The sequence below is a fragment of the Micromonospora sp. NPDC126480 genome, from assembly GCF_040302465.1.
Lineage (GTDB): Bacteria > Actinomycetota > Actinomycetes > Mycobacteriales > Micromonosporaceae > Micromonospora.
This window is the reverse complement of sequence record NZ_JBEORU010000005.1, coordinates 36,265-62,600: the sequence shown is the minus strand read 5'-3', so window position 1 is coordinate 62,600 and position 26,336 is coordinate 36,265. Positions and strand designations below refer to the sequence as shown.

Below are 26,336 nucleotides of genomic sequence, written 5' to 3'. Positions count from 1 at the left end.
CACGATCGGGGTGAAACCGCGGGGCGACACTTGACGGTCGGCTAAGGCTGGGCGTCCTCCTCGATCGCCGTCGCGGAGACCACCCGGTTCCCGCCCGCGCGCTTCGCGGCGTACATCGCCTGGTCGGCGCGCGCGAGGGTGCCGTCGATCGCGTAGGCGGGGCCGCTGGCGGCGCCGACGCTGACCCTTGCCGGCCACGCCGTCATGCCGGCCACGGCCGCCACGATCCGCTGGGCGACCTGGCCGGCGGTCCCGGCGTCGGCCGTCGGGAGGATGGCGACGAACTCGTCCCCGCCCAGCCGGGCCACGTGGTCGCCCTTGCGGACGCTGGCCGTGAGCAGCTGCGCGACCGCGCGCAGCACGTCGTCGCCGGCGGCGTGCCCCAGGGAGTCGTTTATGTGTTTGAACCGGTCGATGTCCACGGTGAGCACCGCTACCGGGTCGGCGGCGGCGCCGGGCGCGGCCAGCCCGCGCAGGAAGTTGTCGAGGCCGCGGCGGTTCGCGACGCCCGTCAGCGGGTCGGTCTGTGCCGCACGCTCGGCCTGCTCGTGCTGCCACCGCAGCACGTCGTACGACTGCATCGTGACGGCCGTGTGCAGCCAGCGGTGCCGCTGGCGCCACAGCAGCTCGGCGAGCGCGTCGCCGTAGGTGAGCCCGGGCGCGGCGTCACGCGACCCGTTCGTCGTCAGCAGCACCGCGTGCGTGCGGTGCAGCGCCGCCGAGACGAGCCAGTCGGTGTCGGGGGACAGCGAGGCGGCCGCCTCCTCGATGACGCGCAGCGCGGCGTCCGGCCGCCCGGACCGGCTGAGCGCGACGGCGTGGAAGGGCCGGCACAGCAGCAGCTCCTGGTGCCGTTCCTCCAGGCCGTGGGTCTGCAGGAGCGCGACGTACCGGGGGATGTCCGCCGCCGCGCCGGCCGGATCCTGGCGGTCGGCGCGGGAGCACGCCGCGTACAGCAGCGCCGACAGCCGCCACACCTCCGCCTTGGGCCCGCTGGCCTCCGCCGCCGCGCGCACCGCGTACTCCTCGGCGACGGTGGTGTGCTTCTCCGCCTCGATGACCTGGCCGACCTGGTACAGCTCCAGCGCCCACATCAGGTTCAGCTCCGCCAGGTTGCACAGCCACATCGCGCGGTTGCCGTTGTCCGGGTACGACGCCCGGCAGGTCGTCTCGTACGCCGCCTCGAACTGGGGCGCGGCCAGTTCGTAGAGGCGCAGCTGGGCGTACCCGATGGCGATCCCGGTGTGCGCGTTGCCCGCGATCACCGGGTCGGGCTCGCCGGCGAGCAGGGCGGCCTCGGCGCTGACCAGGTCCCGCAGGACCGCCTCGATGTCGAACTCGGCGATGTCCTGGTCGCCGAGGCGAAGCCGCCTGGTGGCGCGCAGCGACAGCGCGCAGGACCGCCAGCCGGCGCTGCCCTCCCGGTCCGCGGCCGCCAGCATCAGGTCGGCCGCGGCGATGGCGGCCGGCAGCCGGCCCAACCGGGTAAGCGCCACGACGCGCGCGAAGTGCATCGCCGCCGGGCCGCCGCAGATCTGCCCGGTGGATTCGCGGAGCGCGGACTCGGCGGCCGTCAGCACCCGGGCCGCGCCACCGGCCTGTGCCTCCTCGAGGAGACGCAGGGCCCGGAGCGTCACGTCGTCCATGCGGTCTCCTCGGCACCGGCCAGGGACGAAACAGTCCGATGTTACGGCACAGCGTCCACTTCGAGGGACCGCCGCCCGCATGGTGGCGGCTCACGCTCCGGGCGACCGGTGCTCAGTGGGCGGCCACCACCGCTGGCTCCGGCTCGATGTCGGCGAGCCGGGCCGGCCGGACGACCACCAGCAGGACCACCATCGCCGCCACCATGCCGCCCGCGACGACGACCGCCATCGACACGGCGCCGGAGCCCAGGACGCCCACCAGGGGCGCGGCCAGCGCACCGACACCGAACTGCACGGCGCCGAGCAGGGCCGAAGCCGTGCCGGCCGCCTCACCGTGCCGGGACAGGGCCAGGGCCGGCGCGTTCGGCATCGCGAGGCCCGCCGCCGCGAGCACCACCCACAGCGACACCAGCAGGCCCGGCAGCCCGCCGAGCCCGGTCGTGGCGCAGGCGACCAGGGCCAGCCCGGCACCGGTCCCCACGGCCAGGGCGGCGACGAGGATCCGCTGCGGCGGGTACCGGCGCAGCAGCCGGACGTTGAACTGGGTCGCCCCGATCAGCCCGACCGCGCCGGCACCGAAGGCCACCCCGAACTGTTGCTCGTCGAGCCCGTACCGCTCCTGCAGGACGAAGGAGGAACCGGCCACGTACGCGAACAGCGCCGCCATGGCCAGCCCCGCGACGAGGACCAGGCCGACGAACGTGCGGTCCCGCAGCAGCGCCCGGTACACGATCGCCGTCGCGACCACGCCACCCCGCCGGCGACGGGCCGGCGGCAGGGTCTCGCGGAGGCCGAGCGCGGCGAGCACACACAGCAGCACCCCGAAGGCGGCCAGCGCCACGAACACCCCACGCCAGTCAGTCCAGCCCAGCAGGGCGCTGCCGAGAGTCGGCGCGAGGATCGGCGCCGCGCCCATGACCAGCAGCAGCCGGGAGAGCAGCGTGGCGAAGGCCGCGCCGCTGAACAGGTCGCGCACCACGGCCAGCGCCACCACCGCGGTCGCGGCGACACCGAGGCCCTGCACCACCCGCAACGCGCCGAGGACTGCGATGTTCGGTGCGACGACGCAGAGCGCCGAGGCCACGACGTGCAGCGTGATACCGGCGATCAGCGGCGCACGCCGCCCGACGGCGTCGGAGATCGGGCCGATCAGCAACTGCCCGAGGGCCAGGCCCACCAGCGTGCCGGTGAGGGTCAGCTGAACGGCCGCCGAGGTGGTCCGGAAGTCGTCAACGATCGCGGGAAACGCCGGCAGGTACATGTCGATGGTCAGCGGACCGACCGCCATCAGCGAACCGAGCACGAAGACGAGCCGGAGGCGCTGCCCGCGGCTCATCAGGTCACCCGGGGTCGCCGGCGGGCTCCCGACGGTGCCGACCGTCGCGGTCATCGGGCCGCCACCGTACGGTCGCCGCGCAGCCGGGTGTCGAACAGCTCAGGAATCACATCTGGCTCCAAATCCGGAAGTGGTGCAGCCCATTCCCGCTTGACCGGGAGGTAACGGAGGTCACAGCCGAGCTGGCCGGCTGCGCGCCGGCCGGCCGTCGGCGAGACAACGACGTATGTCACTCCGCGCCGCGGCGACAGCGAGTCACCATCTCGACACCCCCCTACCCGCCGCCCGCCGCCGGGCGAAGACTTTCTGCATGGCGAACAGCGAGCGCGTGCGCAGGGACGAGCGATTCGACAAAGTGGCCGAGGAGACCTCACAGACCGTGAACCACGCGGCCACGGTGCTGGAGGAGGAACTCGCGGCGGGCATGGCCAGCGCCCGGCGGCTGGAGGAGAAGCTCAGCGCCGACCGGCGGGTGGACCCGGAGGCGTTCGACGAACTGGTGGCCCGGGTGCGTACCGACGGTCATGCGCTGATCGACACGGTGGTGGCGCAGCTGAAGACCTCCGACGACCAGCGTGGCGAGGTCATCCGCCGGTACACCTCGGACGCGCACGACGCCCTGGAGACCGTCCTGAATCTCGCCCGGCTGCTGCCGGACGTGGCCAACGGGCTCGCCGACCGACTGACGCAGCCGCCCCGGGAGAACCCCACGCCGTCGGACCGGTGATCCGGCCATGACTTCGACCACCGGGGTGGCCGGTGGGCACGTCGAGCACATGCTCGAGCGCTACCGCGCGCTGGCGGTCGGCGCGCTGTTGGACGACGTCCCGGCCGGCGGGCCCCGCTACCTCTACGACCTGGTCGCCGAGTACCCACGGCGCTGGGGCAAGGGGCTGCGCGCCGCCCTGTGCCTCGCCACCTGCCGCGCGTTCGGCGGCTCCGCGTCGGTGGGGCTCAATGCGGCGGTGACCGTGGAATTGTTCCACAACGCCTTCCTCATCCACGACGACATCCAGGACGAGAGCGAACAGCGGCGCGGCGCACGTACCCTGCACGCCGAGTACGGCGTCGGCGTCGCCCTCAACGTCGGCAACATGACCAACCTGCTCGCGCTGCAACGCCTCGCCGCCAACCGTCGGGCACTCGGGTCGGGGATCGCCTGGCGGTTGTTCGAGGAGACCGAGCTCATGCTGCGCCACTCGCTGGAGGGACAGGCCATCGAGATCGGCTGGATCCGCGACAACGTCTGCGACCTGGACGCGGACGACTACTACCGGATGTGCCTGAAGAAGACCTCCTGGTACACCTGCGTCTACCCGTGCCGCGCCGGGATCCTGGTCGCCACCGGCCGGGAGAACGCCGTCGACGTCCTGGACCGCTACGGCTGGTACCTGGGCGCCGCGTTCCAGATCCAGGACGACGCGCTCAACCTCACCGGCGACTACGCCCGGTACGGCAAGGAGATCGCGGGCGACCTCTGGGAGGGCAAGCGCACGCTGATCCTGATCGACTACCTGCGGCGCTGCACCCCGGACGAACGCGAACGGTCGATCGAGTTCCTGGGCCGGGCCCGCGCGGAGCGCACCGAGGCGGAGGTGCGCTGGCTGCACGGGCGGCTGCTCGCGTACGACTGCGTCGAGTCCGCGCGCCGCAGCGCCCGGGACCTGGCCGAGGCCGCGTTGCGCGAGGGACGGCGGGCGCTGGGCCCGGCGGCCGAGACCGACGACGGCCGCTTCCTGCTCGGGCTGACCGGGTACGTCGTGGAACGCACCCGTTGACGTCCGCTCCGCTACCAGCGCAGGGTGATCATCAGCGACCGCCGCCGGTCGGGCGGGCTCTCCGCAGACACCGATGTCAAGAGTGCGGCTGAGTCGGCTCTAGGGAATTTCGATGGCCCCACCGGGCGTTGGCGGCTAGCGTGACCGCCATGTTCCGCACCGTCGGCTCCGTGCCGCCCGCAGGTCTTCACCTGCCGGGCGCCGCCGGCGTGTGCGCCTGGCTGGCTGCTGATACCCGACGCTGACCCTCCTCCGCTGCGGCAGAACCACGGAGGAGGGTGGCCCGGTGTTCCGGCGCTGCCCTTCGCGGTCGCGCCGGGACGTGCGGTTCTGGCGCGGTTCCGCGGAGTGGCACCCGCCCGCGTTCGTCGTCCGCCGGTAGTTCCCAGCGTGGAGTTCCCACCATGGCCAAGAGCCAGTTCGTACGCACGAAGCTACACCTCAACATCGGCACGATGGGGCACGTCGACCACGGAAAGACGACCCTGACGGCCGCCATCACCAAGGTCCTCGCCGACCGCGACCCGGTCGCCAACCGGTTCGTGTCCTTCGAGGGCATCGACCGCGCGCCGGAGGAGGTCGCCCGGGGCATCACGATCAACATCGCGCACGTCGAGTACGAGACCGCGACCCGGCACTACGCCCACGTGGACATGCCCGGTCACGCCGACTTCGTCAAGAACATGATCACGGGAGCGGCGCAGGTCGACGGGGCGATCCTTGTCGTCTCGGCGCTCGACGGGGCGATGCCGCAGACCCGTGAGCACGTGCTGCTCGCCCGGCGGGTCGGAGTGCCCTACCTGGTGGTGGCGATGAACAAGGCCGACGCGGTGCAGGACCCGGAGCTGCTCGACCTGGTCGAGCTGGAGGTCCGGGAGCTGGTCTCCGACTACGGGTTCCCCGGCGACGAGGTGCCCGTCGTACGGGTGTCGGCGCTGCGGGCCCTCGAGGGCGATCCGCGCTGGGTGGCGTCCGTCGTGGAACTGCTCGACGCGGTCGACCGGTACGTCCCGGTGCCGCCCCGCGAGCTCGGCGAGCCGTTCCTGATGCCGATCGAGAACGTCCTGACGATCTCCGGGCGGGGAACGGTGGTGACCGGCGCGGTCGAGCGGGGCACGCTGCGGATCGGTGACCCGGTGGAGGTGGTCGGCCTCGGCCCGACGCTGTCGACCGTGGCGACCGGCCTGGAGACGTTCGGCAAGTCGCTGGCGACCGCCGAGGCCGGGGACAACGCGGCCGTGTTGCTGCGCGGGGTCAAGCGCGACCAGGTGCAGCGGGGTCAGGTGGTGGCGCTGCCGGGCAGCGTCACGCCGCACCGGCGGTTCCGGGCCCGGCTCTACGCGCTGACCACCGCCGAGGGCGGACGCCACACGCCCTTCTTCGCCCATTACCGTCCGCAGTTCTACTTCCGCACCACGGACGTGGTCGGGTCGGTGGATCTCGGCGACGTGACGATGGTCGTGCCCGGCGACACCGTCGACCTGTCGGTGGAGCTGGGCAAGCCGGTCGCGATGGACGTCGGGCTCGGCTTCGCGGTCCGCGAGGGTGGCCGTACGGTGGCCGCCGGAACGGTCACTGAGCTGCTCGACTGAGGTACGGGAAGGCCCCTTGCCCAGGCAGGGGGCCTTCCCGCGCGCGTTGCAAAGGCATCGATAGTCTTGCATGTATCACTGAACTTCGTGTATGAAGGCCGAAAGCACGTCCACGTGCTGGTTCCTGGGGAGGAGCGCCAATGAAGCACGCTCTGCGTCGCCTGCGAACAGCGGCCGTCACGCTCGCCGTCTGCACCCTCGGCCTGAGCCTGATGTCCGCGCCCGCCGAGGCGTACTCGGATCAACCACTCGCACCGCACTCCGCGCGGGCACCCGAATCCGAGCAGTTCTCGGTGGAGGGCGTCACCACGGTCGGCGAACTCAGAACCGTCGACGGCGCACTGTCGCACGCCCGCAACGGCCGCACCCAGATCATCCGGCACCCCGGGGCGTCGTACGTCAAGGTGCACTTCAGCTCGCTGCGACTGGCCCACGGTGACTACGTCACGGTGTCGAGCCCGGACGGCCGGGAAAGCTACCGGTACGACCGCTACCTGAACCGGGCGACCGGCTCGGACTACACCACCGACGGGCAGCCGGGCTTCTGGGCGATGTCGGTCGAGGGCGACACCGCGGTGGTCACGCTGCACAGCAGCCGACCGTCGCGCGGCAACGCCGCCACCATCGACCGCTTCTGGCGCGGGTACGACCGCACCGAGGTCGCGCAGCACAACTTCTCCACGCTGTCGGTCTGCAGCACCGACGCCCGCCGCGACGTGGTCTGCTACCAGAGCAGCCACCCCACCGAGTACGCCCGCAGCAACGCGGTGGCACGGCTGCTGATCAGCGGCGGTGGGATGTGCACCACCTGGCGGGTCGGCGACACCAACCGGATGCTGACCAACAAGCACTGCTTCTCGACGCAGTCCGCCGTCAGCGGCAGCGAGATGCAGTTCAACTACCAGTGCGCCACCTGCGGCGGCAACAACCCGGGCCCCGGCACCAAGGTCAGTGGTGCCACCCTCTACCGGGTGAGCAGCGGTGGTTCCAGCCAGCTCGACTACGCCCTCTACTCGGTGAACAACTTCGCCAGCATCCAGGGATTCGGCACGCTCTACCTGGCGACCACCGCCACCACCACCGGTGCCCAGATGTACATCCCCGGGCACGGCGACGGCCGGCCCAAGCGTCTGTCGATCTACGACAACACCCAGGGCGGCGCGAGGTGCACCGTACGGAACGCGAACTACAACACCTGGAACATCAGCTACAGCTGTGACACGTCCGGCGGCAACTCGGGCTCGCCGGTGTTGAACGCCAGCCACCGGGTGATCGCCCTGCACCACCTCGGCGGCTGCCCGTCGAACCAGGGCGCGAAGGCACACCTGATCTACAACGAGATCGCCAGCCTGATCGACAACTGACGGCGACGGGCCGTTGGGACGCGACGCCCGCCCCAACGGCCCGTCCGCGAAAGGTCGGGGCGGCGGCCCGCGCGCCGCCGCTCCGACCGCGCCGTGAGATCGCCGGCCCCGTACGTCGGCGAGCGTCTACCGCTCGCCGGTGTGCGGGGCTGCACCGGCTCCGGCGCAACGGCTGTGCCCTGGAATCCGATGCGGTTCCGGGGCATTCGGCTGGAGGCGGTCAATCGAGGGGCGAAATCGCTCCCTCCATTTTCAAGATATAGCGGACCCGGGGGCTTGCGGCAAGACCCGGGTACTGCCGCAAAATCACCGGCCGGAGCCCGGACGTAAGGGAAATTGAAAGTCGCCGCGGCGCAATTGTTGACGCGAGCCGTCGATCGGAGCCGATGAACCACATGTCGTTCAATGTGTTCGACCTACCCGCCCAGCTTTCCGCCAAGGCCGATCCGGCGCTGATCGCCGGCGACGAACGGCATTTCACGGCCGTCGAGCAGCGACTCGAGACACTGTCCGCCGAGCTGACCGGCCGGCTCGACGCCGCACGCCGCGCACCCGGTGGCATCGGTCAGCAGGCGTTGGACCGGGACCAGGAGGTCCGCCGCCTGTCCGCCCGCCTGCGTACCCTGCGCCGCTACGGCCTGGACCTGTGCCTGGGACGGATGGTGGGCGCGGACGGCGCCGAAACCGTGTACGTCGGCCGGCTCGGCCTCACCGACAGCGCGGGTCGCCAACTGCTTGTCGACTGGCGCTCCCCCGCGGCCGAGCCGTTCTTCGGCGCGACCCACGCGAACCCGATGGGCCTGGCCAGCCGCCGCCGGTACCGCTGGACGAAGGGCCGGATCACCGACTACTGGGACGAGGTGTTCACCACCGACGGGCTCGACGGGCACGCCGCCCTCGACGACCAGTCCGCCTTCATCGCCAGCCTCGGCAGCAGCCGGTCGGCCCGGATGCGCGACGTGCTCGGCACCATCCAGGCCGACCAGGACGCCATCATCCGGGCGGGGTCCAGCGGCGCTCTCGTGGTGGACGGCGGTCCGGGCACCGGGAAGACCGTCGTCGCGCTGCACCGCACCGCCTACCTCCGGTACTCCGACCCCCGCCTCGGTCAGCGCCGGGGCGGCGTGCTGTTCGTCGGCCCGCACCAGCCGTACCTGGCCTACGTCGCCGACGTCCTCCCCAGCCTCGGCGACGAGGACGTGCAGACCTGCACCCTGCGGGACCTCGTACCGGAGGGCGCCGCGGCCGGCGTCGAGACCGACCCGGACGTGGCACGGCTGAAGTCGTCCGCGGACCTGGTGAAGGCGATCGAAGCGGCCGTGCGCTTCTACGAGGAGCCACCGGCCAGGGGCATGACGGTCACGACCGGCTATTCCGACATCCGGCTGAGCGCCGAGGACTGGGCCGAGGCGTTCGGAGCTCCGGATCCCGGCACCCCGCACAACGAGGCGCGGGACGAGATCTGGGCAGCGCTGCTCGCGATCCTGCTGGACCGGTACGACGGCGACGAGCCGGTCGACCTGGTGCGCGGATCGCTGCTGCGGAACCGGGAACTGCGCACCGCCGTCCACCGCGCCTGGCCGCTGCTCGACGCGGCCGACATCGTCGCGGACCTCTGGTCGGTCCCCGCCTACCTGCGCAGGTGCGCGCCCTGGCTCAGCCCGGACGAGGTCCGGAAGCTGCAGCGCCGCGACGCCCGGGCCTGGACGGTGTCCGACCTGCCGCTGCTGGACGCGGCCCGACAGCGGCTCGGGGATCCGGAGGCGTCCGGGCGCAGGCGCCGGCACGACGCGGCGGTCGCCGCGGAACGCGAGCGCATGACCCGGGTCGTGGACGACCTGATCGAGGCCGTCGACGACGACTACGGCATGGGTCTGGTGACGATGCTGCGGGGCGAGGACTTCCAGGACGCCCTGGTCGACGAGGCCGGCCTGCCCGGCTCCGACCCGGACCGGCTCGCCGGCCCGTTCGCGCACATCGTCGTGGACGAGGCGCAGGAGCTGACCGACGCGGAGTGGCAGATGCTGGTGCTGCGCTGCCCGTCCCGCAGCTTCACCATCGTCGGGGACCGCGCCCAGGCCCGGCGCGGCTTCTCCGAGTCGTGGCCGGAACGGCTCGCCCGGGTCGGGCTCGACCGGATCAACCTGGCCTCCCTGACCATCAACTACCGCACACCGACGGAGGTCATGGCGGAGGCCGAGCCGGTCATCCGGGCCGTGCTACCGGACGCCAACGTGCCGACCTCCGTCCGCCGCGGCGGTCTCCCGGTCGTACACGGACCCGCCACTGATCTCGGTTCGACCCTCGACACCTGGCTCGCCGCGCACGCCGAGGGAATCGCCTGCGTCATCGGCGCTCCCACGTTCCGGGCAACGCCCCGCGTCCGGTCGCTGACCCCGGCACTGGCCAAGGGCCTCGAGTTCGACCTCGTCGTCCTCGTCGACCCGCAGGGCTTCGGCACCGGTGTCGAGGGGGCGGTCGACCGGTACGTCGCGATGACCCGGGCGACCGGGCAACTGGTTGTCCTCACCAGTTCCTGACCGGCGACGACCATCCGTGGACGGACCGGCGCCACGGGTACGACCCGTGGCGCCGGCCCGGACGCGTCAGCTCCCGACCAGCGCGGCCACGGCCGTGCCGGCGTCCGGGTGCCGCGCGAGCAGCGCAGCCGCCGCGGTGGCCTGGGTGGCACCGGTCCCGGTGTCGATCACCGACCACTCCCCCGCACAGCCGAGCAGCGACGCCACCCCGTCGGCGGCCGCCGGGTGCGCGGCCAGCAACGCTGCGGCCACGGCGGCACCGGGCCCGGCCACCGCCATCGCGGCATCCACACGCGCAGCCCGCCGCGCCTCCCACGGCGGCGTCCACGAGTCGACCCCGGCCAACGTGCCCGGGAACGTACGCCCCGCCTCGCGGGTCAGCACCGGAACCAGCTCCGCGGCCTGATGCCTCAGCGTCGTGATCAACGTGGGCAACCATGGCAACAGAACCGGGTCCGGCAGCCGCCCGAACGCCTTCGTCAGGGTTTCCACGACGAACGGCGCAAGCCGCGGCACCGGCTCCAGCGCCTGCACGAACCCGCTGACGTACTGCGGGAAGGCGGGCACGACGAGCGGGTTGCCGAGCAGGTCGTCGACGCGCCTCCGCAGGTCGGCGAGGGGAAGGGTGCCGAGCTGGTGCCGCGCCGCCCAGACCAGCGCGACCTTCGCCGGCGCCTCCGGGTGCGACTGCCGTACCGCAAGCTCCAGCTGGGTCCGGTCGCAGCCCAGGGAGAGGGCCAGGCTCTCAAGGCTGAACAGGAACCCGAGCATGGCGCCGACCTGGCGGACCCCGGTCTCCTCCTCGACGAACGCGGCGGGCAGCAGCGTGCAGTAGTGGGCGTACCCGGCGGTGACGAACCGTTCGGACCAGGCCGGCAGCGCTGCCGTGGTGGCCCGGTAGTGGGCGAGGAGACGGCGGATGCGCCGCAGCACCGTTGGCGCCTCGTCGACCGTACGTTCGGCGGCCAGCAACTCGACCGCGCGGGCGCCGAGTTCCTCGGTGAGCCGAGGGCTCTGCAGGAACAGCAGCGAGTGCTCGACCGCCTTGAGGGCGGTGGCGGCGGTCGCCTCGGGCCCCCACGCGGCCCGGCGGAGGCGCTGGTCGAGGACCTGTTCGACGGTGACGCCCTCGTAGCCCAGCTCGATGATGGCGCGCTGGTGACGGCCGAGGTCGAGGTCCCAGCTCTCCTGGATGTGCCTTTCGCCGAGTCGGCGGGAGCCCATGATCGGCCGGACGGCCTTGTCGGGCAGGAGGTAGCGGAGGACCCAGAGGAGCTGGGAGCAGGCGGCGAGTTCCGGCCGGGCCGCCAGATCGAGCAGCGCCCGCTGGATCGTGCGCTGTTCGAGGTCGAGCCCGAGCGGCGCGAGCCGGTCGTGGACGTCCCGCGCGAGCGGGGGCAGCGCGTCGTAGCCGACCTGCCCGACCCGGTCGCCGCCGAGCAGGATCTCGCAGAGCCGGCGCACGTCGCGGCGGCCGGGAACGACGTCCTTCTCGATGCAGGTGACGGCGGCGTCCTGGAAGTCGTACGGCGTGGGCCGGGCCCGCCCGCGCATGCCGGCGAGCAGGATCGACGTCTCGAAGACGGCGATGGCGTCGGCGGTGCTGGCGAGGTAGCCGCTGCGCCGGGCCAGCCGGACGAGGTCCACGCACCAGCGGCGCAGCTCCTCCTCGTCGAACCCGTCGAGGGCCGCCGGTCCGCAGAGGAAGCCGGTGAGCTGGTCGGTGACGGGGGCGCCCCGGGGGGCGGGCGGAAGCGCCTTCTTCACCCGTCTCCGCTCACCCTTCTGCCCCGCCAGCCGGAAGGGGGTGAGCCCGGTCCGGCCGAGTGCCTTCTGCCAGGTGGCGGCCGCGAGGGACACGGAACCGGGTGCGAGCCCGAACTGGCTTTCGATCGCCGAGTGGCTGGACGGGATGAGCCCGAAGAGCCACCTGGTGGCGGTGCGCGGGGTGATCACGAAATCCGGCGCCGACGGGTCGGAGCCGGCCTCGGGTACGCGGCTGACGGCGTGGAAGGCGCCGCAGACGTAGAGGCAGTCCGCCCGGTCGACGCCGGTGGCGGCGAGGTGCTCGCGGATACGCGTCCACATGTGACGTTCGCGGTTCTCGTCGTTGGCGTACCGGCGGGTGTCGTGCGGGGCGAGCCGCCGGAAGAGGCTCCCGATCAGCAGCATCACCTGCCGGTACCGGTCGTGGTCGGCGCCGGCGAGGGGCTGTTCCACGTACTGGTCCCACCACTCGGACCAGTGCCGGACCCGGCCGTGGTGCAGCAGATGCTCCTCCAGTTCGGCGAAGCGGGGCCGCAGGTCGCCGATCTCCACCCCGACCGCGTCGCCGTGCAGGTCCTCGTCGGACGCGGTCTCCGCCGCCGGCCGGGGATCCTCGCCGTCAGGCTGCCACTGGAAGACGTGGTCGGTGGACCGGTCCACGAGGACCAGGTCGACCCCGGGGGTCTCCAGTGCGTACGCGATCGCCTGGTACTCGGCGGAGGCCTCGGTGACCGGGGCGATGACGCTCAACGGCGCCGACTCCTTCGGCAGTTCGTGCACCTCGGAGGCGAAGGCCTGCAGCGCCACGGGCAGCCGGCAGTTGCGCAACTCGGTCAGCAGCGGCCCGAGGTCCTCGCAGAGCTCCAGGTAGATGACCTTCGGTTGTTTTTCCCGCAGGCGCCGCACCATGGCGAGGGCGGAGGCCGGCGAGTGGTGGCAGACCGGGAAGATCTCCAACGGCTCGCGCAGGGCGTGGTCGATGTCGTCGACGATCCCGGCGAGGATCTCCGGCAGCGCGGCCGGCCCTCCGGAGAGGGCCGCCGCGGCGTCGAGGAGTCGCGCTCGTAGCGCGTCGAAGGGTGCGCTCATGACAGGCCGGCGATCGCCTGCCGGCCACCCTCCAGGAAGCCGGCCCACTCCCCGCCGTTGTCCCGGCTGCGCGGTTCGACGACGCCGTGCCAGTACTTGTTGAGAATGGCCAGATCTTCGGGGCTTCGTCGGGCGAGCGACCCGACCAGGGAGCCGGCGAGGGTCTCGGCGGTGAGCACACGGGCGCCGAAGAACGTGCTGTGCAGGGTGGCGTCCTCCAGCACACCGATCTGCTCGGCCGTGGAGAGCGACGATTCCAGCCGCTCGTCGTCGCTGGTGGCCGACGCGGCGGCGGCGCGCAGGTCGGCGAAACTCTGCAGCAGCACGTCGAGCAGGGTCGGCGGGATCTCCAGCTCGATGTTGTGCCGGCGCAGCAACTCCTCGGTGCGGAACCGGACGATCTCCGCCTCGCTCTTCTTGTTGGTGACGACGGGGATCCGGACGAAGTTGAAGCGGCGCTTCAGCGCGGAGGACAGGTCATTGACGCCCCGGTCCCGGCTGTTCGCGGTGGCGATGACGGAGAAGCCGGGCTTGGCGAACACGACGTTGTCCGCGTCGAGCTCGGGGATGGAGATGTACTTCTCGGAGAGGATCGAGATCAGCGCGTCCTGCACGTCGCTGGTGGCGCGGGTCAACTCCTCGAAGCGGCCGATGACACCGCCCTCCATCGCGGTCATGATCGGCGACGGGATCATCGAGGTGCGGGACTGGCCCTTGGCGATCACCATCGAGACGTTCCACGAGTACTTGATGTGGTCCTCGGTGGTGCCGGCGGTGCCCTGCACCACGAGCGTGGAGTTGCGGCTGATCGCGGCGGCCAGCAGCTCGGCCAGCCAGCTCTTGCCGGTGCCGGGGTCACCGATGAGCAGCAGGCCGCGATCGGAGGCGAGTGTGACGATGGCGCGTTCGACCAGTCCGCGGTCGCCGAACCACTTCTGCGGGATCTCGCGGTCCAGGCCGTCGCCGCGTTCCGAACCGAGGATGAACAGGCGCACCATCTTCGGGCTGAGCCGCCAGGAGAACGGCTTCGGTCCGTCGTCGACCGACTCGAGCCAGTCCAGCTCGTCGGCGTACTTGACCTCGGCGGGGGCGCGCAGCAGTTCGTTGCTCATGGGGTGTCGGTCTCCTTGCCGGGGTGGCGGTCAGGTGAGGAAGTTCTTGAGTTCGGTGATCAGCGTGGTGACTCGGCCGGAGAGCACCGGCGTGCCCTGGTCCTTGAGCCGCTGGCGGAACCTCGGGTTGACGCTCTGGTGGCCGCCGCTGCTCACCGACCCGACCGGGATGAGCCGGGTGCCGGAGCGGTGGATCGCCGCGAGGCCGTCGAACACGGCCTGCTCGTGCCACTCGTAGAAGTCCGAGATCCAGACGACGACGGTGTTGCGCGGGTCGGCGATCTTCGGCCGTGCCAGGTCGAGCGCGACGGTGCCGTCCGTACCGCCGCCGAGCCTGGTACGCAGGAGCACCTCGAACGGGTCGTGCACCCACGGCGTGAGGTCCAGTGCCCGCGTGTCGTACGCGATCAGGTGCACGTCCACCTTGGGCAGCCCGGCGAAGATCGAGGCGAGGATCGTGCAGTTGACCATCGCGTCGACCATCGACCCGGACTGGTCCACCACGACGACGAGCCGTGCCGGGGTGACCCGCTTGGCGGTCTGCCGGTAGTAGAGGCGGTCGACGTAGAGGCGCTCGTCCTCCGGGCTCCAGTTCGGCAGGTTCTTCCAGATGGTCCGGTCGAGGTCGATGTTGCGGAAGACCCGCTTCGGCGGAACGGACCGGTCGATCGCGCCGGTGCTGGCCTGCGCCACCTGGGTCCGCAGCACCTCCGCGACCTCGTCGACGAACCTGCGGATCAGCGCCTTGGCGTTGGCGAGGGCGACGCCGTCGAGGTTGTCCTTGTCGCGCAGGAGCTGCTCGATGAGGGACATGCTGGGCGTGAGCTGCCGGGCGAGCCGGTTGTCGGCGAGCACCTCCCGCAGGTGCATCCGGTTGACCAGGTCCGCCTCGATGTCGGCGAGGACGGGGGCGAGGTTGCCCGGCGTTCCGGTGGCGCCCGTGCCGGCGCCGGCGGTGCCCGCACGCGCCGCGCCGGTGCCGCGACCCCGCAGTTGCCCCGGCTCGCAGCCCAGCGCACGTTCGAACCAGCCCGCGTCGGCCTGCCACCGGCTGAGCCGCTCGGCGGTGACGCTCCCGGAGCCGGTGTCGAAGAGGTTCAGCAGCAGCTTGGACGCCAGAGCAGCCCGCCGCACCTCGCCGTCCCGGCCCTCGTCCACCGTGGACATGAGTCCGTCGAACTCGGGCCCCAACTGGGGAAAACGCTGCACGACGGTGTCCACCGAGACGGACGGGTCGAGCAGCGCCGCCGGCAGCCCGAGGTCGTCCACGATCGCCACGCTCGCGGCCTCCAGCGCGGCCTGTTCCTGCGGGTCGAAGAGCCGGGCCAAGAGCCGCCAGTAGAGGACCTGCCGCCTGTTCTCCGCCGCGGTCACTTGCGCAGCAGCCTTCCCGCGCGCTCCCGCAGGACGTCGACGGCCGCGCCTGCGGCCGCCTCCGCCTTCGCGGCCTTCGCCTCGGTCGGGCCGAGCGCCCAGTCGCCAGTGTGCACGGCGACGGCCTTCCGCTTGACCACGGCCTGCACGGCGAGCGGCTGCAGCGCCCACCGGCCGCCGTCCCAACGCAGCAGGCCGAGGCAGGCGGTGGAGGCGGCGACCAGCGCCGGCGTGAGCGGACCGGCCGCGGGCAGCCGGTCGAGGTCGAGCGGCAGGAGCGTGCCGCCGAGGTCGAACGACTCCGGCCCCGCCACGTACCCCTCGAGCAGCACCGGTTCGGCGATCGCCGCCGGATGCCGGTCCAGTGGCGGCGCCGGCGCGGCGGTCGCGGCAGCGAGCCGGACCCGCGCCGTCGCGAACGGGTCGGCGGGCTCCCCCGCCGCCGCGCGGAACTCGTCCCAGATCAGATCCCCGGCCGGCGTGAGCGGCATCCCCGACACCTCGATCGCGCGGCGGGCGGCGAGTGCGGCCCGGAAGACCGGGAACGCGCCGAGCATCCGCCAGGCGGAGGGACCGGTGATCGTGTCGACCTTGGGGCCCGCCACGCTGGCCCGGACCAGGCGGACCTCGCCCCCGGGCGTCTCCAGCAGGCCGTGCGCCTGCGCCCGGAACACCGTCGGGTGCTCGTGCAGGTCCACGCCGAGGATCAGCAGCCGGCCGTCGACCGGCGTGGCCGCGTACGCGGGAAAGGCGTCCTGCGACAGCAGCAGGGCACGAGCCCAGAGGTCGGCCCAGCGGCGGACCGGGACCCGCGGGAACCCGGTGACCGGCGCGGCGGCCCGCAGCTCGGCCGCCAACCCGTCGAGCAGCACCGCGAGGCGGCGGGCGGACGGGACGGCGAGCAGCGCCTGCACGGCCGGTCTGCCGCCGTCGGCCAGGTCGTGGTCGACATTACGCCAGCCGGCAATCGCCACCTCCCGCAGCCAGAAACGGGAGCCGGCCAGCGAGTGGCCCGGTTCCGGCGGAACGGCCGTGGCCGACCACGGCTGCCGTGCCCGGCCGAGCGCGGCGTCCACGCCGGCGAGCAGTGCGTCGTGGGCGGCGCCGAGCAGACCGGCACGGGCACCGGCCAGCGCCGCCAGGTGCTCGTCGGTCACCGTACCCGCGACGATCTTGCCGACCGCGTCGCCGATCCGGTCGGCCAGCGGCGACCCGGTGAACGCCGCGGCGAGGGAGTCGAGGGCGACGGCACGCTCGTCGTCGATCCGGGCGAGGCCGTGAAGGAAGGCGTCGTCGAGGCCGTCGGTCAAGGCGAGCGCCTCGTCGAGCCCGGCCGGATGGGCCCGCAGCGCGTCGACGAGCATCAGGACACCGCCTTGCCCGCCGGGAACCAGTGCAGCTCGGGCAGCGGCTCGACGCTCGGCGGCAGCTCCAGGTACGCCAGGTGGCGCAGGAAGCTGCTGAACACCTCGGCGGCCCGGTCCGGCGCGGTCGTCGGGTGCAGACCGGCCCGGAGGTTCTCCCCGCCGTCCGGCAGCTCCACCTTCAGGTAGCGGGCCACCCGATCCGGTCCGTACTGCGCCACCGCCGCGTCGACAAGCGCGCCGATGTGGTTGCACGGGTAGGCACCGCTGAGGCCGCCGCACGGGCGGTTGTTGTTGGTGCGACAGCTCAGCCCGTGGTCACCGGCGGTGATCGATGAGACGTATACCCGCGAGACGTCCGAGCCGCTGGACACCACCCCCTGCAGCCGCCCCTCGGCCAGCTCCACGAACGGCACCTTGGCCAGCTTCCTCGGCCGCACCTGGGCGATGACGGAAGCCGCGCTGCGCCGCTCGTTGACGACGCCTTCGCTTGTCACGATCGGTCCTCCCTCACGAACATGAGGGCGTAGTTGTACCGGACGGGTCGGACAAGATCCGTCAGGCGTCGCGGGGATCCGCCGCCGGCAACAGGTCGTCGATGAGGCGGCGCAGCCGCTCCAGCTCGTCGTGGCGGGTCCCGGCGAGCACCAGGTCGGCCAGCGCTGCCCGGGCGTAGGCGAGGGCGTCGGCCGGGCGACCATGCCGTCGTAGCAGGTTGGCCAGATCCCACCGCGCCATACCGGCCTGGCTGTGGTCGCCGACCGCGACCCAGTGCCGCAGTGCCTGCTGGACATGGCCGAACGCCGGCTCGAGCTGGTCCGTGGCTGCGTAGATCGTTCCCAGCCGCTGGTGGATACGGGCCCGGACGGGAATGGCGTCCGCCGGGGCGACCCGCAGCGCCTGCTCGTTCTCCCGGGCCGCCTGCAGCAGGTGCCGGACCCGGGCCTCGGGCGGCGCCTCGTCGGCGAGGGCGGCCTCGTAACGCTCGAACCGTAGCATCCCGAGCCAGCTGAGGACGTCGGCGTGAAAGGGGTCCGCCGCAGTGGTGAGGGTCAGTGCCCGCCGGTAGTGCCGCTCCGCCACCTCTGGGTTCCGGATCGGTTCGAGCTGCGCGTAGGCGTGACCGAGCCGCATCGCGATCATCGCCTCCTCGCGCTGTTGGCCCAGCCAGCGGAAGAGGTCGGTGGCCCGGTCGTAGTACTCGACGCAGTCCGGCAGCCGCTCGAACCGGAGGAGATCACCCATGGTCTGCAGGGTGACCGCGAAGTTGTGAACGGCCGTCTGCTGCTCGTCGGTCAGCTCGGCGTGATCCGGCGGGCGGGCGGCCAGCAGCGCACCGATCGGCTCGGCCCGGTACGCGAGCTGGAGCTTCTGCAGCTCGACGGCCTCCCGCAGCTGCCCCGCATCTCCGGCGATCTTGACGCGGTAGTCGGTGAGGACGCTCCACTGCTCCGGCCAGTCGCCGAGCGCTCCCCCGGTGGCCGGGTCGACGAGGCCGGGAACCAGCTCGGCCACCAGCCGGGACCACTCGGCCCGCCGGCCGTCATGGGTCAGCAGCACGTTCAGGCCGCGCATGCACCACATCACGAGGTCCCACCAGCCGTGCGTCATGGCCAGCTCGCGGGCCGCGAGCAGGTTGGACTCGTCGGCGCGCAGGGTCGGCACCGCGCCCCGGACGCCGTTCTGGTGCATTCGGAACAGGTAGTAGGAGTGCATGGCGACCGAGCTGGCGTAGGCACGGCGGGCCTTTTGCGGGTCCGCTCCGTACGCCTCGTCGAAGAACCGGGTGAGATACCACGGCAGGGCCGGATGGATGGTGTACCGGTCCTGGCCAGCGCGCGTGAGCAGCCCCCCGTCGGCCGCGCGGTCCAGCAGGTCCGTGGCGGCCGGCCGGCTCAGCTCCCGCAGCTCCGGCAGGCTGGCGGCGTTTGTGGCGTAGGCCGCGAGTTCCGCCGACCCCATGGCCAGCAGACCGCTCACCGCGACCTGGTCGCGGAACAGGTGCAGCAGTGCCAGGATGCCTCGTTCCCGGTCGTCGAACGCGTTGGCGAAGCCGTAGCTCAACGAGGCGTGCAACTCGGTGCTCTGCCCGTACGGCTCCTCGGAGGGCCCGTCCCCGGCCTGGCCGGTCCCGCTGCGCAGCCGGTCGACGAGTGCGGTCAGGGCCGACCGGCTGGTGGCCGCCTCCCGGAGCGCCTGCCCGACGGTCACCAGGATCGTCAACGGATTGCCGGCGCAGTAGCGCAGCAGCGGTCGCCAGTCCTCGTACCGGTCGAACCGGTCGTCCCGCAGCTCGACCACGGCCCGGGTCAGCCCGAGCGACTCCGCCATGGCCAGGGGCGGCATGCTCAGTCGGTAGGGCAGGGCACCGAGCCACGCCCGCTCGGCGCGGCGGGAGGTCAGCAACACCTTGGCCCGGCTCTCCGTGGCCAGGTCCCGCAGCAGTTGCGCCAGCTCGGGAACCTCACCGGCGGTCTCCACGTTGTCCCAGATCCAGAGCACCGGATGGGCCCGCAGCAGAGCGAGGACGACGTCCCGCCGGGCCGGCCCGGGCAGGGTGGCCCTGGCGGCGCCCAGTTGCGACACCTCGACCGGGAACGCGTCGGCGACCTGGTCCAACAGCTCCGGCAGACCACGCTTGTGGACGAAGGACGTGACGAGCACCCGTCCGCCGGGCATGCCGCCGGTCGACCGGTACCAGCGGGCGAACTCGGCGGCCGTACTGGTCTTGCCGCTGCCGGCGAACGCGGTGAGCAGGACGACCTGTCGTTCGTCGAAGGCACGGTCCAGCGCCAGCAGGGTCTCGTCGCGGCCATGGAAGCCGGTGGGCGGGACCGGCAGTTGGGGATCGTCACCTGCGCCCGCCGCGGCCGGCGCGGCGCCGGCCGCCGTCCGACCGCCCGTACCGGTGCGGGCGGCTCCGTCGCCCGCGGCCGTCCCGAGCAGCCGGACCGGTGAGCGTTGGTAGACCACTGGGACGACCCAGTCCTGCAACTGCCGTGGTCCGAGCGGCGTCGGTCGCTCCGGCAGGGCCGCGAGCAGTCGCCGCCCGCTGCGCACAGCCTGCCCCAGGGGCACCCCGTCGCGCAGGTCACGGTAAAGCGCCCTGGTGAACCGCACCGCCGTGCCGACGTAGACGTTGTGGCCCATCGCCACCACCGCGGGCACGCCTGACTCGGCAACCTCATGGGCGAACGACCCGAACGCCCGTAGCCGGTCGTGTCCCGGTCCGTCGCCGGGCTCGGTGCCGGCGGCCGGCGCCGGCGGCGCCTCGGCATAGGCCGATCGGCAGGCGTTGAGTACGAGCAGCGGCACCTGGCCGCGTACCAGCAGGTCACCCACCGTCCGGCCATCGACCGGCCGCCGGTTCTCGCCGCTGCCCGATTGCTCGAAGAGCAGGTACCCGCGGCGTCGCGAGCCGGTCGGCGCCCCGTAGGTGCCGTGCCCGTCGAAGTGCACGACGTGATAGGGCCGGCCGGCTCTGGCGGCCGCAAGGACGGTCTCGGCCAACCGTTCGACGGTGGCAGGGCGGAGCACATCCAGTCGCAGGTCGTCGGCAGAGCCCGATCCGGACGGCGGAACGGGCCCGGTCCGCAGGAGTTGCCGGGCCACGGACCGGAACGGCACGTCGGCGGCCCCGTCCGGTCGGCAGATCACCAGCAGCACCCGCAGCGGTCCAGAGCTGGACGGAGCCGGAGCCGACGCGGCGGACCCGGCCGGCAGGCGGACGAATGAGGCGGCCTCCAGGGCGATCACCTCGTCGTTCGCGGGATCCCGGAGCAGTTCCCACGGCAGCCCGGCGCCCTCGGGCGAATCCGCGCTGATCTCGATCGACAGCTCCGCGAGCCGCTCCCGCAGATCCCGCCACCGGGCCCGGGCTTCGGCGCCACCGAGGAGCGTCGTGAAGAGCCGGGCGCCGACCGCCCACAGCGTACGCTCGGCGGCGCGGGCGAGATCGGGGACCGGATCGGTCGGGTACGCCAGCGAATCCTCCAGGTACCAGCGCAGCTTCTCCCGCTCGGCGGGCTGGTACTCGAAGGAGAACGAGCTCGTGGTGGTGCTCGGACCCGGTGGGGAACCGACCGCCGTCGGCCAGGTGATCCGCACCGTGGCTGTGCCGTCGTCCGCCAGGGCGTGGTGCACGCGCAGGGTGTCGGTCACCGCCCGTCCTCGTCCCCGCTCCGTGACGGGTCGTCGCTCTGCTCGGCGAGGGCGACGATGGCGGCGAGCCCCGCCATGTCCGGAAAGTCCTCGTAGGGACACCCCTTCTCATGCTCCCGGCTCTGGTGGCACCCTGGGCACTTGGGCTCCGGCCCGGTCCAACCGGGCAGGACGTACGTCATGAGCGTCTCCCCGATCGCTGTCGGCGATAGCTGGTCAGGGGTTGCCAGGCGAGCTGAACCGCCGCAGCCGACACGGCCAACCCCGTCGCCAGCCAACGGATGGCCTCCTGGGCGCCGTCGCCGCCCGGCGGGGCAACCGCCGCCGCGACGGCGAGCAGCAGGACGGCCAGGCCCGTGTTGTAGGACCACCGGGTCCAGCCCGACCAGTGGTGCCAGCGCCGGTAGTCGTGGCGCTGCTGGTCGCGCAACTTCCGTTCGCGGTCACTGTCGTCGGCGACATCGGGCCACCAGTCCCGGACGTCGGCGGCGGAGTAAAGGTACCGGCGGGCGGTGAAGCCGCACTGTAGCGCCGAGAGCAGGAGCACGGCCGCCCCGACCAGGAGCAGGACGACCAGGCCGGGCCAGCGAAACTTGTCGAAGTCCTGGCCGATGGCCACCGACCCGGCGAGGCTGAAACCGGCGAGCAGCGGGGCCGCCACGGTGGAGACGGTCTCCAGGGCGACGCCGTAGCTCAACGGTGCCGGCTTCTCCCACTTGGGTGGGACGAACCGCTCCCGGCCGCCGGAGGTGGATTCGGGCACGGAACCTCCCGCCGATCGGTCCATTGAGGAGCCGCAAGTTTAGTGATCCGGGCCGGTGGCGGCCCTTCTACCGTCCGACAGCCGACACCTTCCGCCTTTCGCCGGGGGTGCCGGATGCCGCCGCCAGCACCCGCGAGACGACGTACCGGCTCGCCGCGATGCGGCTTTCGGAAACGCGGTGAGCAGCAGGGATAACGCTCTCTCGGATTGCGGCAAAACCTTGACACGGCGCGACCGCCCGGCCCAGGATGTATCGACGGATCTCGCTTCCGGCCCGGCACCGGTGCCGTCCGGACGGCGCGAGCGGATGCGCCCGGCGCGCTCCGCGGTCCCGTCAACCACCACCCGGCGTGATCGGCGCACGCCCTCCCTGAGCCGAAAGGACCTCTCGTGCGCAGATCCCTGAGGCGGTGGCTCGGCGTCGTGCTGAGCATGATCCTCCTGACCGGCGGCCTCGCAGCCGCACCGTCCCCGGCCGGCGCCGCCCCCTTCACGGTGCTGGTGTTCAGCAAGACCGCAGGCTTCCGGCACGGCTCCATAACCCCCGGCATCACCGCGGTCCAGCAACTCGGCGCGGCCAATGGTTTCACCGTCGAGACCACCGAGGACGCGACCCGGTTCAACGACGCCAACCTCGCCCGGTACGCCGCCGTCATCTGGCTCAACACCACCGGTGACGTCCTGGACGCCGCGCAGCAGGCCGCCTTCGAGCGGTACATCCAGGGCGGTGGTGGCTACGTGGGAGTGCACGCCGCCGCCGACACCGAGTACGACTGGCCCTGGTACGGCGGGCTCGTCGGGGCTTACTTCGCCTCGCACCCGGCCGAGCAGACCGCCACGATCAAGGTCGCCGACCAGGTCCACCCGTCCACGGCGCACCTGCCGCAACGGTGGAGCCGGCTGGACGAGTGGTACAACTACCGCGCCAACCCCCGGGGCGACGTGCACGTGCTGGCCACTGTGGACGAGAGCACCTACACCGGTGGCGGGAACGGTTACGACCACCCGATCTCCTGGTGCCACAACTACTCCGGCGGCCGGTCCTGGTACACCGGCCTCGGGCACACCGACGCCTCGTACGCCGACCCCGCGTTCCGCCAGCACCTGCTCGGCGGCATCCTGAGCGCGGCCGACGCGGCGGAGGCCGACTGCGGCGCCACCGTCGACAGCAACTTCCAACAGGTCGAGTTGGCCAAGGGAGTGGCCGAGACCGGTGAGCCGATGAGCCTGACGGTGCTGCCGAACCGGGGCGTGCTGCACACCGCCCGCAACGGGGTGATCCGGTACACCGACGCGGCCGGCAACACCAAGGTCGCGGCCACCTTGCCGGTGTACACCGGCGACGAGGAGGGGTTGCAGGGCATCGCCGTGGACCCGGACTTCGCCACCAACCGCTGGGTCTACGTGTTCTACGCGCCGCCGCTGAACACGCCGCCCGGCGCCGCCCCGGCCACCGGCACGCCGGCCGACTTCGCGCCGTGGAACGGAGTGAACCGGCTGTCCCGCTTCAACGTCCGCACCGACCACACCCTCGACCCGGCCAGCGAGACGCTGATCCTGGACGTGCCGACCAGCCGGGGCATGTGCTGCCACGTCGGCGGCGACCTCGCCTTCGACGCGGCCGGCAACCTCTACCTGTCCACCGGCGACGACACCAACCCGTTCGACTCCGGCGGGTACACGCCGATCGACGAGCGGCCCGGCCGGAACCCGGCCTTCGACGCGCAACGCACCTCGGCCAACAGCAACGACCTGCGCGGCAAGGTGCTGCGGATCAGGCCGAGCGCCGGCGGCGGCTACACCGTGCCCGCCGGCAACATGTTCGCGCCGGGCACCCCGCGAACCCGCCCGGAGATCTACGCGATGGGCTTCCGCAACCCGTTCCGGATGAGCGTCGACAAGGCCACCGGCGTCGTCTACCTCGGCGACTACGGCCCTGACGCGGGCACCGCCGACCCGAACCGGGGCCCGGCCGGCAACGTGGAGTTCGCCCGCATCGACCGGCCCGGCTTCTACGGCTGGCCGTACTGCACCGCCCGCAACGACGCGTACAACGACTACACCTTCCCGTCCGGCCCGTCCGGGCCGAAGTTCGACTGCGCCAACGGGCCGGTGAACGACTCACCGAACAACACCGGGATCACCCAGCTTCCACCGGCCGTGCCCGCCTGGCTGCCGTACGGCGGGTCCGGCTCGCCGCCGGAGTTCACCGGCGGCGGCCTGTCGCCGATGGGCGGCCCGGTCTACCGGTACGACCCGGACAGCACCTCGGCCGTGGCGTTCCCCGAGTACTACGACGGGACGTACTTCGCCGGGGAGTTCGGTCGCCGCTGGATCAAGAACATCAAGCTCGACGCCGCCGGCCAACCCTTCAAGATCAACCCGTTTCCGTGGACCGGCACCCAGGTCATGGATCTGGAGTTCGGCCCGGACGGCGCCCTGTACGTGCTCGACTACGGCACCGGCTGGTTCAACGGCGACGCCAACTCGGCGCTCTACCGCATCGAGTACGCCCGTGCCGGCCGCGCTCCGGTGCCGCAGGTCCGGGCCACCCCGACCAGCGGCGTCGCACCGCTGACCGTGCAGTTCTCCTCCGCCGGCACGCTGGACCCCGACGGCGACCCGATCACCTACGCGTGGGACTTCGACAACAACGGCACCACCGACTCCACCGCGCCGAACCCCACCCACACGTACACCACCAACGGGGTACGCACCCCGACGCTGACCGTACGCGACAGCACCGGCAAGACGGCCACCGCCAGCACCGTGGTCACGGTCGGCAACAGCGCCCCGGTGGTCACGGTCACCACCCCGGCCAACGGGCAGACGTTCGCCTTCGGCGACGCGGTGCCGTTCAGCGTGACCGTCACCGACGCCCAGGACGGCACCATCGATTGCTCCCGGGTGCGGGTGGCCTACGTCCTCGGCCACGACTCGCACGGCCACGAGATCAGCAGCGCACAGGGCTGCTCCGGCGTCATCCAGACCACCGCCGACGGCGAGCACGACACGGCGGCGAACATCTTCGGCATCATCGACGCCTCGTACACCGACCTGGGCGGCGGCGGGCAACCACCGCTTACCACCCACGCCCAGGCGGTGCTGCAACCACGCACCCGGCAGGCCGAGCACCACGGCGACTCGTCCGGCGTCCAGGTCGTGACCCCGGGCAGCGCGCACGGCGGAGCGGCAATCGGCTACGTCGACAACAACGACTGGATCTCGTTCACCCCGTACCACCTGACCGGGGTGCGGTCGTTCAGCGTCCGGGCCGGCGCGCCGGCCGGCGCCGGGGGCACCCTGGAGCTGCGGGTGGACTCGCCCACCGGGCCCCTGGTCGGCTCGACCACAGTGACACCCACCGGCGGGTACGGCACGTTCGCCACGTTCACCGGCACGGTCACCCCACCCGCCGGCACGCGGACGCTCTACCTGGTGTTCAAGGGCCCCGGCGGGATGTACGACGTGGACGAGTTCACCCTGTCCGGCACCCCTGGCGGTGACCCCGACCCGGAGCCGGGGGCGAACCTGGCCCGCGGCAAGCCGGCTCGGGCGTCCACGGTGGAGGGCGCCTACGTGGCGGCCAACGCGGTGGACGGCATCGCCACCACCCGCTGGTCGAGTCAGTTCGCCGACCCGCAGTGGATCGACGTCGACCTGGGCGCCACGTACGCCGTCAGCCGGGTGAAGCTGACCTGGGAGGCGGCGTACGGAAGCGGCTACCAGATCCAGACCTCCACCGACGGGGTCACCTTCACCACCCGCCGTACCGTCACCGGCGGTGACGGCGGCGTGGACGACATCACCGGCCTGACCGGCTCCGGGCGCTGGGTCCGGATCCTCGGCACCACCCGGGGCACCGGCTGGGGCTACTCGCTGTTCGAATTCGAGGTGTACGGCGAACCGGACGGTCCGCCGTCCGGCACCAACCTGCTGCGCGGAAAGCCGACCACCACCTCGAGCAACGAGAGCCCGGCGATGACCGGCGCGCAGGCGGTCGACGGCGACGCCACCACCCGCTGGTCGAGCGCGTTCGCCGACCCGCAGTGGATCCGGGTCGACCTCGGCGCCCCGACCGCGATCGGCCGGATCAGGATGAGCTGGGAGGCCGCCTACAGCAGCGCGTACGTCATCCAGACCTCGAACGACGGCAGCAGCTGGGTCGACGTGAAGACGGTGACCGGCGCCGACGGCGGCGTGGACGAGCACGCCGGGCTCGGCGCGAACGGGCGCTACCTGCGGATCCTGGGCACCGCCCGGGGCACCGCGTGGGGGCACTCGCTGTGGGAGCTGGAGGCGTACACCTCCTGACGCCGCATCGGCGTGCCCGGCACGGATCGTGCCGGGCACGCCGGTGCCGGTCGCGAGCACGACGCCGCCCGGCTCCGGCTATGGTGTCGTCGTGTCTGGTGACCGGTGCGACGAGGCGGCACCCGTTCCCGTACCC

At 72.3% G+C, this 26,336-nt stretch carries 16 protein-coding genes; 6 read left to right on the top strand and 10 right to left on the bottom strand.

Annotated features, from left to right (window positions below):
* Positions 1-41: 41 nt before the first annotated feature.
* Entirely contained in the window at positions 42-1,646 is a 1,605-nt protein-coding gene (locus ABTW87_RS06340; RefSeq protein WP_350649091.1) for a GGDEF domain-containing protein, read from the bottom strand.
* A gap of 112 nt (positions 1,647-1,758) precedes the next feature.
* Positions 1,759-2,982 carry a multidrug effflux MFS transporter gene (locus ABTW87_RS06335; RefSeq protein WP_502891538.1) on the bottom strand — a complete coding sequence of 408 codons (1,224 nt, stop codon included), beginning with the start codon at positions 2,980-2,982 and terminating at the stop codon, positions 1,759-1,761.
* Positions 2,983-3,292: 310 nt separating this feature from the next.
* Between ABTW87_RS06335 and ABTW87_RS06330 the strand changes: the two genes are divergently transcribed.
* The 5 genes from ABTW87_RS06330 (at position 3,293) to helR (ending at position 10,256) form a co-directional block, all read left to right on the top strand.
* Positions 3,293-3,709, top strand: coding sequence for a hypothetical protein (locus ABTW87_RS06330; protein ID WP_350649087.1), 417 nt, complete (start codon positions 3,293-3,295; stop codon positions 3,707-3,709).
* Positions 3,710-3,716: 7 nt separating this feature from the next.
* Positions 3,717-4,760: a polyprenyl synthetase family protein gene (locus tag ABTW87_RS06325; protein WP_350649085.1), complete on the top strand. Its 1,044-nt coding sequence runs from the start codon at positions 3,717-3,719 to the stop codon at positions 4,758-4,760.
* Between the two features lie 404 nt (positions 4,761-5,164).
* On the top strand, positions 5,165-6,352 hold the full coding sequence (tuf, locus tag ABTW87_RS06320; protein ID WP_350649083.1) for an elongation factor Tu: 1,188 nt from the start codon (positions 5,165-5,167) through the stop codon (positions 6,350-6,352).
* Between the two features lie 140 nt (positions 6,353-6,492).
* Positions 6,493-7,716, top strand: coding sequence for a trypsin-like serine peptidase (locus tag ABTW87_RS06315; protein ID WP_350649081.1), 1,224 nt, complete (start codon positions 6,493-6,495; stop codon positions 7,714-7,716).
* Positions 7,717-8,111: 395 nt separating this feature from the next.
* Positions 8,112-10,256, top strand: coding sequence for an RNA polymerase recycling motor ATPase HelR (gene helR / locus ABTW87_RS06310; protein WP_350649079.1), 2,145 nt, complete (start codon positions 8,112-8,114; stop codon positions 10,254-10,256).
* Positions 10,257-10,322: 66 nt separating this feature from the next.
* Here the strand turns inward: helR and ABTW87_RS06305 are convergent, their stop codons facing one another.
* The 8 genes from ABTW87_RS06305 to ABTW87_RS06270 form a co-directional block, all read right to left on the bottom strand.
* Positions 10,323-13,112 carry a DUF5682 family protein gene (locus ABTW87_RS06305; protein ID WP_350649077.1) on the bottom strand — a complete coding sequence of 930 codons (2,790 nt, stop codon included), beginning with the start codon at positions 13,110-13,112 and terminating at the stop codon, positions 10,323-10,325.
* Positions 13,109-14,224 carry an ATP-binding protein gene (locus tag ABTW87_RS06300; protein WP_350649075.1) on the bottom strand — a complete coding sequence of 372 codons (1,116 nt, stop codon included), beginning with the start codon at positions 14,222-14,224 and terminating at the stop codon, positions 13,109-13,111. Before ABTW87_RS06300 ends, ABTW87_RS06305 begins: the two co-directional genes overlap by 4 nt.
* A gap of 30 nt (positions 14,225-14,254) precedes the next feature.
* On the bottom strand, positions 14,255-15,598 hold the full coding sequence (locus ABTW87_RS06295) for a VWA domain-containing protein (protein WP_350649073.1): 1,344 nt from the start codon (positions 15,596-15,598) through the stop codon (positions 14,255-14,257).
* The gene (locus tag ABTW87_RS06290) at positions 15,595-16,962 is read right to left on the bottom strand and encodes a hypothetical protein (RefSeq protein WP_350649071.1); all 1,368 of its coding nucleotides are present in this window, start codon (positions 16,960-16,962) and stop codon (positions 15,595-15,597) included. Before ABTW87_RS06290 ends, ABTW87_RS06295 begins: the two co-directional genes overlap by 4 nt.
* On the bottom strand, positions 16,962-17,459 hold the full coding sequence (locus ABTW87_RS06285) for a hypothetical protein (RefSeq protein ID WP_350649069.1): 498 nt from the start codon (positions 17,457-17,459) through the stop codon (positions 16,962-16,964). Before ABTW87_RS06285 ends, ABTW87_RS06290 begins: the two co-directional genes overlap by 1 nt.
* A gap of 61 nt (positions 17,460-17,520) precedes the next feature.
* A complete protein-coding gene (locus ABTW87_RS06280; protein ID WP_350649067.1) occupies positions 17,521-21,123 on the bottom strand; it encodes a CHAT domain-containing protein in 3,603 nt (1,200 codons plus the stop codon).
* A complete protein-coding gene (locus tag ABTW87_RS06275) occupies positions 21,120-21,305 on the bottom strand; it encodes a hypothetical protein (protein WP_350649065.1) in 186 nt (61 codons plus the stop codon). The genes ABTW87_RS06280 and ABTW87_RS06275 overlap by 4 nt, the downstream gene beginning before the upstream one ends.
* Positions 21,302-21,886 carry a hypothetical protein gene (locus tag ABTW87_RS06270; RefSeq protein ID WP_350649063.1) on the bottom strand — a complete coding sequence of 195 codons (585 nt, stop codon included), beginning with the start codon at positions 21,884-21,886 and terminating at the stop codon, positions 21,302-21,304. Before ABTW87_RS06270 ends, ABTW87_RS06275 begins: the two co-directional genes overlap by 4 nt.
* Positions 21,887-22,276: 390 nt before the next feature.
* Here ABTW87_RS06270 and ABTW87_RS06265 point away from each other — a divergent pair, with 390 nt between their 5' ends.
* Positions 22,277-26,200 (top strand): ThuA domain-containing protein, encoded by a 3,924-nt coding sequence (locus ABTW87_RS06265; RefSeq protein ID WP_350649061.1) that lies wholly within the window; start codon positions 22,277-22,279, stop codon positions 26,198-26,200.
* Positions 26,201-26,336 lie beyond the last annotated feature (136 nt).